The sequence below is a fragment of the Neptuniibacter sp. CAU 1671 genome, from assembly GCF_029222905.1.
GTDB lineage: Bacteria > Pseudomonadota > Gammaproteobacteria > Pseudomonadales > Balneatricaceae > Neptuniibacter.
On record NZ_JARHUE010000004.1, the window covers coordinates 51,856 to 65,887 of the forward strand.

Genomic DNA, 14,032 nt, shown 5'->3' on the forward strand with positions numbered 1-14,032 from the left:
TTTCGATCTGACAGATCCTATCAAGTAAAGTGCTGCTGACCTAGGTCGTTACATCAAGCTGATCTACACTGACTGAAACGCAGCCAGCAGCCTATTCCATGCTAAATCCACGCTTTTATTTTTCTGACGAGTTCGCCCAGTACACCGCAGAGCATTTCTGGCAGCAACTGGACGACTGTTATCTCTGTGATGAGCAGACACTCGTGCAAACGCTACTGCCGCTTCTGGAGGAATCACCGCTCATTCAGGACAGAGCCGAGCAGTGGGTTACTGATATCCGTTCCGACAAACATTCCAGCCTGGCCGTGGCCGAGCTGATGCAGCAATTCGATCTGGCCAGTGATGAAGGGCTGGCGCTGCTCAGTCTGGCAGAAGCATTGCTGAGAATACCGGATGAGACCGGCGCACTGGGTATACTGCAGGACAAACTGAGTCTGCTGGATCTGTCCCGGTTTATTGAAGAGCAATCGCTGCACCAAAGTCAGATCTGGGCACTGGCACTGGCGCAGCAGATTGTCAGCCATGAGGATTGTCCAACCTCACTGCTCGGGCAGCTCTGGCGCAAGATGGAGCACAAATCCCTGCTTGCGGCCGTACGCAAAGCGATGCACCTGTTGGGTGATCAGTTTGTCTTTGCCCAGACCATTGAGGATGCCCTGCAAGAGCAGTTTGATCAGGCCACACCGCTAACCCGTTTCTCCTTTGATATGCTGGGCGAAGCAGCGGTGTGCAAAGCCGATGTGGACCAATACTTTTCAGCTTATCTGAATGCCATTGAAGCCGTGGGCCGCAGCAGTAACCGGGCGGGCTGCAGTGTATCCATTAAACTCTCCGCCCTCTGCCCGCGTTATGAAAACCTGCAACAGGAAAAAGCGATTCGTCAGATTGGGGATCGTCTGTTACAACTGCTGTTGCAGGCCAGAGATCTCGATGTCGCCATCACCCTGGATGCTGAAGAGGCTAGCAGGCTGGAACTGTCATTACAGATTTTTGCCGAGCTGCTGCAGACCGAGATCTGTCGCAACTGGGGTGGCTTAGGTCTGGCCGTACAGGCGTATAGTAAACGAGCCCTGCCGGTTCTGGCCTGGCTGGAGAAACTGGCACAAAAACTGGATACCCCGATTCCCGTCAGGCTGGTCAAAGGAGCCTACTGGGACAGCGAAATTAAATGGGCACAACAACAGGGCCTTACGGACTATCCGGTTTTCACCTGCAAAGCTGCGACCGATCTCAACTATCTGATCTGTGCCCGGTTTCTGCTGAGTGAGCCGTGTCAGTATCTGCAACCACAGTTTGCCACGCACAATGCGCTGACCCTAAGCCAGCTCTGCCAGATCAGCACCTCCAAATCATTTGAGGTGCAGCGTCTGCACGGCATGGGTGACCAACTGCACCAGCGTATGCAGCAGGAATACCCCATTCCCAGCAGGATCTACGCGCCCATTGGTGATTACCGCACACTGCTGCCCTATCTGGTTCGGAGGCTGATGGAAAATGGTTCCAGCGCGTCGTTTGTTTTTCAGTTGAACCAGAAACATCAGGCCACATCTGCCCTGTTACGCCCGATCAGCGAACGCCTGCAGACGCATCAACAAATCATCCCTCTGCCGCAGGATCTGTTCCTGCCCTACAGAAAGAACTCCAGCGGCATCAATACCGGTTCGCTGCAGTTGCTGCATCAGCATTATCAACACCTGCAAAAAACACTGCCTCTATTTGAATGCCACCCGATTATCGGCGGCGAACTGTGTGAAGGTCACGACCTACATCAGGTGTATGCTGCGCATGATAACCAGCGCCTGCTGGGATATCTCAACCACTGCTCTGAATCACAGATTAAAGACGCCCTCAACACAGCAGAACACTTTCAAACAACCTGGCAAAATACGCCGGTTGAGACGCGCGCGGATTATCTGGAAAGTTATGCAAACGCCCTGCAAGCCCACGCCAACACACTCATCCCCCTGTGCATGGCCGAAGCTGGCAAAACCCTGCCCGATGCGATCGATGAACTGCGTGAAGCGATTGATTTTTGTTACTACTACGCCCAGCAGGCACGGGAACAACTGCAACCGGTTGAACTGCCCGGCGTGACCGGTGAAAAAAATACCCTCCACTATCTGGGCAAAGGGGCTGTGCTCTGTATCAGCCCCTGGAATTTCCCGTTAGCGATCTTTACCGGACAGATTGCCGCCGGTCTGGTCACCGGTAACTGCGTGCTGGCCAAACCCGCCTCAGCCACCTCTCTGCTGGCTGCACAGGCGGTCAGTATCTGGTTTGAAATCGGCCTGCCCCCGCAGGCTCTGCAACTGATCCCCTATCGGGGGGGCGCCTTTACTCAGCAGTTGCTGGAGGATTCGCGGCTGACCGGTGTTGTCTTTACCGGCTCAACTGAGGTCGCCAGCGCCCTGAATCAACAACTGGGTCAGCGCACCACCGGGCCAATCGCCAGTCTGGTGGCCGAAACCGGGGGTATCAATGCGATGATTGTGGACAGCTCTGCTCTGCCAGAACAGGTGATTCATGATGTATTGCGCTCAGCGTTTAACAGTGCCGGACAGCGTTGCTCCGCCCTGCGGGTACTCTATCTGCAGCGAGAGATTGCCGAGTCGCTGGAAGCCCGCCTGATCGGTGCCATGAAAGAGTTGACTATAGGCGACCCGATGCAGATGGCCACCGATGTCGGCCCGGTAATCAATACACCGGCCCAACTCAAAATTCTGGAACATGTCGAGCGCCAGCGTCTGGCACGCCGGGTAATGTTTGAGATGTCACTACCACCGGAGACCGATTCGGGCTGTTATGTTCCGCCAACCCTGATTCGCCTGCACAGCCTGGATGAACTGACGGAGGAGGTGTTTGGTCCGGTGCTGCATATCATTCGTTATGATGCAGATCAGTTGGACCGTGTGCTGGCGGAGATCCGCCGCAGTGGATTCGGCCTGACGCTGGGTATCCACTCCCGCAACAACCGTACCATTCAAACCATTGTTGATCATGCCCGGGTGGGCAATATCTACATCAACCGCGATCAGGTCGGTGCGGTTGTGGCTGCCCACCCCTTTGGCGGCATGGGTCTTTCAGGCACAGGGCCAAAAGCAGGTGGACCTGATTACCTGAAAGCGTTTTGCCGCGAGCAGAGCGTGTGTCGCAATACCACCGCCGAAGGGGGTAACCGGGAATTACTGGGCTCCGCTCAGGCCGGCACCACGGAGTAACAGGGTTTGTAATCCCGGTGGTTGAGTTTCATGCGACGCTGTTCCACAAACGACTGCAATAATTGGTCGAGTGGATGCATCAGACTGGATTCACCACAGATTCGGAAAGGTCCACCCTCTTCAATGGCTCGAATACCCTGCTCTTTTACATTGCCTGCCACAATACCGGATAACGCGCAGCGCAGATTAGCCGCCAGCAGATAATCCGGCTGATTACGACTCAGATTCAGCTGTGCCATATTGGCATGCGTGGGTTCAAACGGCTGCTGAAATTCAGATGGAATATGCATCTGCCAGTTAAAATGGAAGGACTCCCCGGTCGCCTTGCGGTAATCGGTCACCTGCTGCATGCCCTCTTTCATCTGGCTCGCCACCAGATGCGGGTCGGCAATCACGATCTGATAACGCCCCGCAGCCTTAGTCCCCAGCGTTTCACGGATAAACGCATCCACAGAATTCAGATAGGCTTCGCTGGATTCAGGCCCCGTCAGAATCAGCGGGAACGGCAGATGAGTATTCTTTTCATGCAACAGAATACCCAGAATGTAGAGAATCTCTTCCATGGTGCCCGCGCCGCCCGGAAACACCACAATGCCATGCCCCAGACGCACAAAGGCCTCCAGACGCTTTTCAATATCCGGCATGATGATCAGTTCATTGACAATCGGATTGGGGCTTTCTGCTGCAATGATGCCCGGCTCGGAGATACCCAGATAACGACCATCACGAATACGCTGCTTGGCGTGGGCAATGGTGGCACCTTTCATCGGTCCTTTCATGGCCCCAGGACCACAACCGGTACAGATATTCAGACCTCTCAGTCCAAGTTCGTAACCAACCTTCTTGGTGTATTCATACTCGGTACGGTTGATGGAATGTCCGCCCCAGCAGACCACCATATCGGGTTTAACATGCGGCCGGATCGCATTGGCATGTCGCAGCACATGAAACACGGTATTGGTGGTGGCTTCACTGTCAATTAATCCCGGACAACACTGATCGAGTTCATCGCCCACATAGAGCAGATCACGTAACACCGAAAACAGATGCTCACGTATACCGGTGATAATCTCTCCATCCACAAAAGCGGTAGCCGGTGCATTGATCAGATCAAGCTGCACGCCCCGGTGTTTCTGGGTAATGCGTATATCAAAGTTACGGTGTTTTTCCAGTACGCGTTTAGTGCTGTCCTCCTGACTGCCACTGTTCAGTACCGCCAGCGCACATTTTCGAAACAGGTTATAGAGACCACCTTGACTGGCATCACGCAGCTTTTCCACCTCAAACGGAGTCAGGCTGTTGAGGCTTTCAAGCGGAGTTACACTGGTGGTAATAAATTGTTCCGTCATCATATTGTTATCCACCTTACATTCGGACCACCTGATGCGGTCACTTTATGTTCTGACTATAGGGTAGGCCCAAAGGTTTCGCAAAATAAGTATAAAAATCAACCACTTTTAGAACAAAATTTGTACAATCATACGACCGATGCCTGGTTTTACAGCACTCTCGATCCAGTCAGCGGAGCCATTCTGAGCACGATAACAACATGCAAAAAAAAAACCTTGTGTTTATCAGTTAAGCGGGGTTAACTAAAAAACAGACGGCGATGGCGTGATCGCCCGTAAACATCACTTGTTGACCGCTGGCAACCATGTCTGACCAGACACAGGGCCACCTGGAGAGCGCAGTTCAGCTGTGGACTATATTCACGACCGTACAACCATCATCCTGCTTCCGGCAACCGAGCTGACCTGCTCCCTTGCGCCTCCACGTTCTCAGTTTTTCCCTAAAAATTTCATACTCCCCGGCCGCAGAAGGAACAGTCTATGACTGCCTCAAAACTCTATATATTGGACACCAACGTACTGCTGCACGATCCTAAATGTCTGTATGAGTTCAAGGAACAGGACATCGCCATCCCCATGACGGTGTTGGAAGAGCTGGACGATATTAAAGACCGGAAAAAAACCGTTGCCCAGGAAGCGCGCGCCGCGATCAGGGCGATCGATCAGATCATCAGCACGGCCAAGGACACCTCTGAAATTACCAAGGGTGTGCAAATCACCATTCCCGGTACGATTGAAACCACGCATAAACTCGGGAAGCTGAGCATATTTCCCGATCATGAACTGACCCGGGGTCAGGGTTTCCTGCCAATCAGCTCCAATAAAGACAACCACATTATCAACTGTGCCCTGCACCTTCAGGCCACCAACCCGCACCGCCACATTATTCTGGTCACCAAAGATATCAATATGCGCCTCAAGGCGCTTGGTGCCGGGCTGAAACGGGTTGAGGATTACCGCACCGACCAGCTGGTCTCTGACATTGAGCTGTTGCCCGCAGGGCATCATCACCTGGAAGGTAAGTTCTGGGATAGGGTAGAACAGGTCGAAAGTTATCAGGAAGGCAGTCACACCTATCACCGTATTGACCGTTCCCTGCTGCCTAACACCTACCCCTGTGAATATATTTTCGATGATTCTGAAGATTTCTGCGCCCGGGTAGTGTCGGTATCGGATGAGTCGGTTGTCCTGCAGGATCTGGGTTTTGAACATCTGATGCAGCAAAACTGCTGGGGCATTGAACCGATCAATATTCAGCAGGCGTTTGCCATGAGTGCCGTGCTGGACCCGGATCTGGATCTGGTGATCCTGAACGGTGCTGCCGGTTCAGGTAAGACACTGATCGCTCTGGCTTGTGCGCTGGAGATGGTGATTGAGCAACGACGCTACAACAAGATCATCGTCACCCGCTCTACGCCACCGGTAGCAGAAGATATCGGTTTCCTGCCGGGTACCGAAGAGGAGAAAATGACACCCTGGCTGAGTGCCATTCAGGACAACCTTGAAGCGATGCATGAACATGATGAACGCCCTCAGAGCAGCGTGAAATACGCCATCGAAAAAGCGAACATTCAGTTCAAGTCACTTAACTTCATCCGTGGTCGCAGTATTCAGGAAGCGATCGTACTGCTGGATGAAACGCAGAACCTGACCCCTTCGCAGCTGAAAACCATCATCACCCGCTGCGGCAAGGGATCAAAAATTATCTGTTTGGGTAACCTGGCCCAGATCGACTCTAATTACCTGACGCCACTGACCTCAGGTCTGACCTACATTGTTGAACGTTTTAAAAATTATGAAGGCGCCTCCAATGTGCATCTTGAAGGTATCTTCCGTTCACGCCTGGCGGAATACGCCGAAGAACACCTCTAACCAGGTTTGGCCCACCTCCGGTGGGCCTTGCTTCCTGATATACTTAACAGATGTTGAAATCCTTCCTGCAATGGCTGCTGATTCTGCCGGTACGTGGTTACCAGTTGCTGATTAGCCCTCTTCTGGGACCGCGCTGCCGGTTTTATCCCAGTTGTTCCCATTACATGATTGAAGCTATTCAGACCCATGGCCCTGTTAAAGGTGTCTGGTTGGGTTTGAAACGACTCTGTCGCTGCCATCCCTACAGTGACGGGGGTTTCGATCCAGTGCCCGAGTCAAAAACACCCTGTGACTGTCACAAGGACAACGCAAAAAAATTATAAAACGGTCGCATCACGGCCTGAGCCGCCTGCAAGCTGATCATTTCAAACCGCAACACTGTACCCGGTCGACACTGACTCAGACGAAAAGCATCCAGCGGCAACAGCGTCCCCAGTTTGGGGTAACCACCGAGCGTCTGACGATCTTTTAGCAGGATAATCGGCTGACCGTCCGGCGGAATCTGAATTGCACCGTAACTGATTCCTTCCGACAACAACCCACTGAGCCCAGAGTCGAGCGTTTCGCCTGACAGACGAAAACCCATGCGGTTACTGTCGCTGCTGAGACTATAGTCAGAGGCATAAAAAGTCTTTAGTGCCTGAGGGTTAAACTGATCTGCCTGATAGCCGGGAATCACTCGCAGGGTCAACGGTTGATCATAATCCGGAATAAATCGCCAGGGCACGGATCTTACTGGCCGTTCAGGACATGAGGGACGACAAGGCAGCAGATCTGCTTTGCTAATCGGCTGGCCTGAAAATGCACCGATCTGTTCCCGCTGCACCGTGGCAACACTGCCAAAATTTCCCGCTAACTGGAAGCCACCGGCAACGGCCAGATAGCTACGCTGCCCGCTGTTGGCAAACCCGATTTTCAGGCGATCACCGGGGTGCAACTGAACACTTGTCCAATTGCGGACAGGCTGGTTATTTAATGATATGGGCTGTCTGGCGCCCGTTATTGCGATCAGGCATGCAATCTCCGCTTCCAGCTCGACATTGCCCAGGGTAATTTCAAGCAGGGCCGCATGCGGAGGATTCGCCAGCAGTTTATTGGCCCAGCGCGCGGCATGTTCGTCCATGGCTCCGCCCGGACTCAGTCCGTAATGCTGAAACCCCCAACGCCCGGTGTCCTGAATCAGACTCAGGGCACCGGGCTTGATCACACGTAAACCCTGGACACTCATGATTGCAGCCGCTTCAACTCAGCGGCAGAGATCGGCTCAAACGAGACCCGGTCTCCGACCTGCAGCAACCCCGGGGGCTCACTTTGTGCATCAAATAAAGTCACCGGACTGCGCCCGATCAGCCACCAGCCACCGGGAGAGGCCTGCGGGTAAACAGCCGTCTGGCGCTCAGCAATGGCTACCGAACCCGCGGGTACTTCAACTCTGGGGGTGGCTTTGCGCGGCAGCAGCAATCGCTCTGATAACGTCCCCATATAGGCAAAACCAGGTGCAAAACCCACGGCCTGTACCTCATACTCCGCCGTACAATGCAGCTCAATGATGTCAGCAACGGGTAAGCTAAGCTGAGAGGAAATCACCGCAAGGTCGGGGGCAAATTCAGGTTCATAACAGACAGGGATTTTAATTCGACGTCCGGTTTCCTGATCAGTATCCGGTATATATTGATCAAGTATGGCTGCAATTTGCTGTCGGATTGTCGGATCATCCAGCTGCATCAGATCGTACGTAATCAGCAGACTGTTATAGGCCGGTATCAGATCGATAACGGATGATCCCAACCGGGATTTCAGTTGGTCTGCACAGGCTGCGACCGAGATTGCGGCCTGCTCAGCCGGCAGATCAAACCGGAGTAGCAGGCTGTCCACCCCCGCCACTTCAACCCGGTAGCGCATTCAGCACCTGTCTGATTTCACGGACAAGGGTAACCGCAGCCGGATTATCGCCATGTACACAGAGTGTATCGGGCTGCAGTTGCAGTATCCGACCACTCTGACTCTCCAGTTCACCCTTCTCAGCCAGACGCTGCACTCTGGCCAGAATAAGATCGGTATCCTGTAGTACTGCACCGGGCTGCTGGCGCGAGACCAGCAAGCCCTGATCGTCATAAGCACGGTCGGCAAACGCTTCAAACCATAAGCGAATACCGTATTCGTCCGCGATAGCCTGACGACGCTGATTATCTGCTGTGGCCTGCACCACCAATGCCAGATTTGGAGAATACATTGCGATGGAAGTCAGAATGATGCGCAACAAAGACTCACTGCGCATCATATCGTTGTACAGAGCACCATGGGGTTTAACGTAGTTAAGCTGACCACCCTGTACCCGGGCAATCCCTTCCAGTGCTGCAATCTGATAGATCAGCAGCCCTCGAATCTCCGCTTCACTGCATTGCATACTGCGACGACCAAACCCCACCAGATCGGGATAACCCGGGTGAGCGCCCATTGTCACGCCATGCTCCAGCGCAAGTTTCACGGTATTCTCCATATGCACCGGGTCTGAGGCGTGGAAACCACAGGCGATGTTGGCAAGATCAATATGTGGCATCACCTGATCATCCAGGCCCATCCGCCAGTCACCAAAACTTTCGCCCAGATCACAATTCAGTTTCATCGGTTATATCCCACTTTTTCCACCGGTCTATCAGGCAGCCTACACTTGCAGTTAACGGCCGCTATGGTTTGCTTTCTACCAATGCGCTTTAAGCGTATCATTTTGCGACTTTGTTGGGTTGCAGCTATATGTTGCTCAACAGCCAAACGAATCAATGACAATGGCAACAGCATGTTCAGTGCAAGCTCGGTAATTCTGATTGTCGCCCTCTATATGGGCATTTTGTTTCTGATTGCCCAACGGGTTGAAAAACGCATCAGCCTGCGCGGCGCCCCAAGCCAGGGTTCACAAGCCCTGATGTATGGCCTTTCACTTGCCGTATACCATACATCATGGACCTTTTACGGCAGTGTGGGTTTCGCTGCAACCTCAGGTCTGCTGTTTTTGGGCATCTATGGCGGGGCTATTCTCGGCATTATGCTCTGGGGTGTGACACTGAAACGGATGGTGTATGCCAAAACCACATTCCGTATTACCAGCATTGCTGACTTTATCTCAACCCGCTACAACCGCTCGCAGAAAATCGCCGCTCTGGTCACCCTGATCTGCCTGCTCGGCATTGCACCCTATATTTCCCTGCAATTAAAAGCAGTTATCAGTTCGGTTGATCTGATTACTCACAGCACAAACCGGTCGTTGGAAAATGAGATGACCGGCATGCTGGTAGCGCTGTTTATGGCCATCTTCACCATCGCCTTTGGTGTCAGGCGCATTGATCCCACTGAACGACACCCCGGAGTGATGGCCGTATTGGTGGCTGAGTGTCTGGTTAAACTGATCGCTTTTATGATGGTGGGCTGGTTTGCCACCTACCATCTGTTTGATGGTTTCGGCGATATTTTCAGTCGGCTGGAAGACCGTGGCCTGTCTCATGTATACAGTTTCAATGCCGTTGAAAACAGTGGATATATGTGGGTAACACTGTTGCTGCTGAGTTTTGCCGCTATACAGAATCTGCCCAGGCAGTTCCATGTTGCCGTGGTGGAAAACTCTAATCCCAAGCATGTCAGAACAGCCATGTGGATATTGCCGCTCTACATGATCCTGATGAACCTGTTTGTAGTTCCGATTGCTGCCGCAGGACTGTTACAAGGGCTCCCCATCACCTCAGCGGATTATTTTGTCCTGCTGCTGCCTCAGCAGTCAGGTGAGCAGTTTCTCACCCTGCTGGCCTTTATTGGTGGTTTTTCTGCTGCAACCGGCATGATCATTATCACCACCATGACCCTCTCAACCATGGCATCCAACCATCTGGTGATGCCGTTAATTGATTCCGTTAAGGGCCTCAGGTTTATGCACCGCTATCTGCTGCAGATTCGCTGGGGGCTGGTCCTCGCAATTCTGTTTGGCAGCCTCTGGTTTGCAGAAGCGTTTTCAGATTCCTACATTCTGGTGGCGATTGGTCTGATCTCCTTTGTTGCAGTGCTGCAGTTCACCCCCGCCCTGTTTGGTGGCTTGTTCTGGAAACGCGGCAACAGTGCCGGTGCACTGATGGGTCTGATGGCAGGGTTCATTGTCTGGAGTTATACCCTGCTGCTGCCCGCGTTTATCCAGCATGGCTGGTTTGATCAGACCCTGCTCACGCAGGGTCCCTGGCAGATTGACGCGCTCAGGCCAGAAGCATTGTTTGGTATTGAAGGGCTACACCCGATAACCCACGCCGTGTTGTGGTCGATGGTGTTCAACCTGGGCTGTTATCTGGTCGGCTCTCTGCTGTACTCACCTAACAAAGCCGAACGCACCCTGACCTGCGAATTTATGGCTGCCATGCGAGTTTTGGTCAATCAGCGGGCACGCCCTACCGGTCTGAATGCCTATATTCTGCTGGAGCCTAAACTGGATGAAGCCATCCTGCTGCTGAGCGAATTCCACAGCGAGCAGAAAGCGCAGGACGAGGTGCAGCGGATTGCTGAAGATCTCCAGGTGGCGGATAAAACCCACATCAGCATCATTGAGCTGATGGAGTTCCATCGCATGCTGGAGCATATCCTGGCTGGATCAGTCGGCTCTGCCGGTGCGCATAATGCGATTGAAAAGAACATTCGCTATAACGAACGTGAGTCCGCCGACCTCAAAGCCCTGTACAGCCATATCATCAGTGAGCTGAATACCGGCTCTGCAATCGAAAAGGTGGCTGAGGATGACAGTCCAACCTCTTTCAATATCATTGAAGATCTGCAAAACCAGATCGATCGACTTGAGATTCAGGTGAAAGAACAGTCCAAAACCATTGAATCTCTGGAAGGCAAACTGGAACAACGTAACGAAGCACTGTTTAAAAGCCGCCTGGAGGTCCAGAGGGCCCAACAGGAAGTGCATGAACTGCGCATCGAGCTCAGTAAAAACCTGAATTGAAGCCAATAAAAAAGCCCCGTTCGGGGCTTTTTTTATTTCAGTTTTATTCCGCTGGTTGTTCAGTCTTGTGTAAGTGAACATCCATTTGCGGGAATGGGATCGCAATACCTTCCTGATCAAAACGCAGTTTCACCTGTTCAGTGATATCCCAGAGGACCGCCCAGTAATCGCCGGATTTCACCCAGGGACGAACCACGAAATTCACACTATTGTCAGCCAGCTCGGACACTGCAATCACCGGTTCAGGATCCGGCAGGATACGTTCATCTGCAGCAATGATCTCATTCAGCACCTCTTTAGCTCGACGCAGATCGCTGTCATAGCCAATTCCAAACACCATATCTATACGACGGGTGCCTTTGCTGGAGTAGTTGATAATGACACCACTGTAGATACCACCGTTGGGCACGATCACCTGACGGTTATCGCCGGTTCGCATCTCGGTATTGAAGATATGAATCTTTTCAACAACACCAGCAACACCACCCGCTTCTACAAAATCCCCCTCCCGGAAGGGTTTGAACACAATCAGCATCACGCCGGCCGCGAAATTCTTCAGCGAGTCCTGCAATGCCAGACCTACCGCCAAGCCGGCGGCACCCACCAGAGCGATCAGAGAGGTAGTATCGACACCCAGCTGATTCAGTGACGCCACCACAATTATCAGCAGCAACAGTATCGAACAGATGGAACTGACAAAATGGATCAGCATATCTTCCATCTTGGCTTTGCGCAGAATGCGTTCCAACAAACTAATGAGCAACTTGGCGACCCAGCGACCCACAAAGAAAATGGCCAGCGCGAGCAGAATATTCAGTGCCCAGGGCGTCACGTATGTTGAAAAAAAGTTTTCCATTTCATATCTCCAGTCAGTAAACAACGCACTTTGCGTAAGTATCATCCCGCTTTTGCAGCATAGCAACCCTTGCTGTCGTAAAGTTAACGTCAGTCTGGAACCTTGAATACGCTGCCCTGTCAGCATAACGGGCAAAGATGAGTGACGACCTGCGCTGTTAAGGTCGTGGAGAACACCGTACAATAACCGCCAAATGGGCGAACATTAACGAAATTAGTAGATCAATGAAAAAATACAGCTTACTTCCACTTATACTTTTCTGTGTTTCACCCCTTGTCCTGGCACAGCCTGGCCACATTGCCGATGATGCCACGGTGTATGTGCACAATGGCCCCAGCAATCAGTACCGGATCATTACCCGTATTGCCAGCGGTACCCCGGTAGAGATTCTGGAACGCAATAACAACACTAAATATACCCACATCCGTATGGATAATGGGCGTGATGGCTGGGTTGAAAGTGCCGCGGTTGATCCGGGCGACAGCCTTGCCGTCAGGTTGCCCAAACTCCAGCAAAGTCTGGAGCAAAGCCAGAGCACAGTGAGTCAACAGGCGGAGCAGATCGAGCAGCTGCAGTCAGAGTCCGCCACGTTGAAATCCAGCAATGAAACCCTGAGTTCAGAGGTGCAGAAACTGAACAGCCGTATCAAGGAGCTGCAGTTTCAGATTGATACCACCGATGAGACCAACCTTATGCGCTGGTTTACCTATGGCGGTCTTGTCGCATTAGGTGGCGTCTTTTTTGGTTTGATCCTGCCTTATCTGCCCCGACGCAAGAAACGTCGCGACGACTGGTTCTGAGCTCATCATTCCTGCTTCAAAACGGCGCAAATTGCGCCGTTTTTTTATCACTTATTCATCAGAATATGTCAGAAACATTGCACCGATCTGGCACAGCCATTCACTGCTTAAAGCACTACCTTGAAGCACAAAATGACCAAAAAACAGTCAAAAAATCCATATGTATCAAACCCATACACAGATGTATATTTTTTATACAGATTAATAAAAAAGGCCGTCGCAGAGGGGCTTACCCGAGTTCCCCCCTGTTTTTCGACAGGGTTATCCACAAAGATTGGGGAAAAACAGCGCCAGCCTTTACCCCCTGTGGGGTTCACCACATTTTGGCGACGCACAAAACTATTCACAATCGCCGGCACCATAACTGGGCATGGCGATTCTGGCAGCATAAAAATAACAAATGGCCCAGATTAAAAGAGCCAATTAGTCCCGGATTGAACTTCCCTGTTTAATGGAGTTCAGAAAACAGGAGAGCTGCTATGAAAACCATCACTATCTTTGGCCGTGAAGGCTGCGGTTATTGTCGCCGCGCTGTTGAACTCTGTGAAATCAAACATCTGCAATACCGATATATCGATATTCATAAGGAAGGGATCAGCAAAGCCGATCTGGAAAAAACCATCGGCAAACCGGTTTTAACCGTTCCTCAGGTGTTTCATGGCCAGGATCATATCGGAGGATATACCGAATTATCCGGCTTTCTCAGCCAGACACAGCACAATCGCGCTTAACTGGCTGGAGTGATGGCCGACAAATAGTTTATACTGAACAGACAGCCAACTTGGCAGAGGAGTGACAAAAGATGCTGTTACTAAGTCTGACAATTCTAGCCGTTGTGGCACTTATACTGGGCGTAATCTATGCCACTCCCACGCGCCCCGAACCCGTGCGTATCCGAGTTGAAGAACAGCCGGTACCTCAACGCCGTCGTCGACGCTAAACTAACCTACCTGTCG

The 14,032-nt window shown here is 52.1% G+C and carries 12 protein-coding genes; 7 read left to right on the forward strand and 5 right to left on the reverse strand.

Annotation, left to right across the window (positions count from 1 at the left end; all coding sequences use genetic code 11):
- Positions 1-98 precede the first annotated feature (98 nt).
- Positions 99-3,218: a bifunctional proline dehydrogenase/L-glutamate gamma-semialdehyde dehydrogenase PutA gene (putA, locus tag P2G53_RS08005; protein ID WP_275815991.1), complete on the forward strand. Its 3,120-nt coding sequence runs from the start codon at positions 99-101 to the stop codon at positions 3,216-3,218.
- Here putA and ppnN read toward each other — a convergent pair.
- Positions 3,197-4,570, reverse strand: a complete 1,374-nt coding sequence (gene ppnN / locus P2G53_RS08010) for a nucleotide 5'-monophosphate nucleosidase PpnN (RefSeq protein ID WP_275815993.1) — start codon at positions 4,568-4,570, stop codon at positions 3,197-3,199. The two genes, putA and ppnN, sit on opposite strands and share 22 nt — an antisense overlap.
- 477 nt (positions 4,571-5,047) lie before the next feature.
- On the opposite strand from ppnN, the gene P2G53_RS08015 reads away from it, so the two are divergent.
- Positions 5,048-6,439 carry a PhoH family protein gene (locus P2G53_RS08015; protein WP_275815995.1) on the forward strand — a complete coding sequence of 464 codons (1,392 nt, stop codon included), beginning with the start codon at positions 5,048-5,050 and terminating at the stop codon, positions 6,437-6,439.
- Between the two features lie 50 nt (positions 6,440-6,489).
- On the forward strand, positions 6,490-6,762 hold the full coding sequence (yidD, locus tag P2G53_RS08020; protein ID WP_275815997.1) for a membrane protein insertion efficiency factor YidD: 273 nt from the start codon (positions 6,490-6,492) through the stop codon (positions 6,760-6,762).
- Here yidD and P2G53_RS08025 read toward each other — a convergent pair.
- From P2G53_RS08025 to P2G53_RS08035, 3 genes are read right to left on the reverse strand one after another with little or no spacing between them, the layout of a single operon-like run.
- A complete protein-coding gene (locus P2G53_RS08025) occupies positions 6,735-7,667 on the reverse strand; it encodes a biotin-dependent carboxyltransferase family protein (protein ID WP_275815999.1) in 933 nt (310 codons plus the stop codon). The genes yidD and P2G53_RS08025 overlap by 28 nt on opposite strands.
- Positions 7,664-8,341, reverse strand: a complete 678-nt coding sequence (gene pxpB / locus P2G53_RS08030) for a 5-oxoprolinase subunit PxpB (RefSeq protein ID WP_275816002.1) — start codon at positions 8,339-8,341, stop codon at positions 7,664-7,666. The genes P2G53_RS08025 and pxpB overlap by 4 nt, the downstream gene beginning before the upstream one ends.
- A complete protein-coding gene (locus P2G53_RS08035) occupies positions 8,325-9,065 on the reverse strand; it encodes a 5-oxoprolinase subunit PxpA (protein ID WP_275816004.1) in 741 nt (246 codons plus the stop codon). Before P2G53_RS08035 ends, pxpB begins: the two co-directional genes overlap by 17 nt.
- Positions 9,066-9,236: 171 nt before the next feature.
- Between P2G53_RS08035 and P2G53_RS08040 the strand changes: the two genes are divergently transcribed.
- Positions 9,237-11,420 (forward strand): hypothetical protein, encoded by a 2,184-nt coding sequence (locus P2G53_RS08040; protein ID WP_275816006.1) that lies wholly within the window; start codon positions 9,237-9,239, stop codon positions 11,418-11,420.
- 43 nt (positions 11,421-11,463) lie between these two features.
- Here P2G53_RS08040 and P2G53_RS08045 read toward each other — a convergent pair whose 3' ends face one another.
- Complete coding sequence (locus P2G53_RS08045; protein WP_275816008.1) at positions 11,464-12,276, reverse strand: mechanosensitive ion channel domain-containing protein; 813 nt, start codon at positions 12,274-12,276, stop codon at positions 11,464-11,466.
- 224 nt (positions 12,277-12,500) lie between these two features.
- On the opposite strand from P2G53_RS08045, the gene P2G53_RS08050 reads away from it, so the two are divergent.
- The 3 genes from P2G53_RS08050 to P2G53_RS08060 all read left to right on the forward strand — a co-directional run bounded on the left by P2G53_RS08050 (position 12,501) and on the right by P2G53_RS08060 (position 14,016).
- Positions 12,501-13,076 (forward strand): TIGR04211 family SH3 domain-containing protein, encoded by a 576-nt coding sequence (locus tag P2G53_RS08050; RefSeq protein ID WP_275816010.1) that lies wholly within the window; start codon positions 12,501-12,503, stop codon positions 13,074-13,076.
- Positions 13,077-13,555: 479 nt separating this feature from the next.
- Complete coding sequence (locus P2G53_RS08055) at positions 13,556-13,807, forward strand: GrxA family glutaredoxin (RefSeq protein WP_275816012.1); 252 nt, start codon at positions 13,556-13,558, stop codon at positions 13,805-13,807.
- A 71-nt stretch (positions 13,808-13,878) separates the two neighbouring features.
- The gene (locus P2G53_RS08060) at positions 13,879-14,016 is read left to right on the forward strand and encodes a hypothetical protein (protein WP_275816014.1); all 138 of its coding nucleotides are present in this window, start codon (positions 13,879-13,881) and stop codon (positions 14,014-14,016) included.
- Positions 14,017-14,032 lie beyond the last annotated feature (16 nt).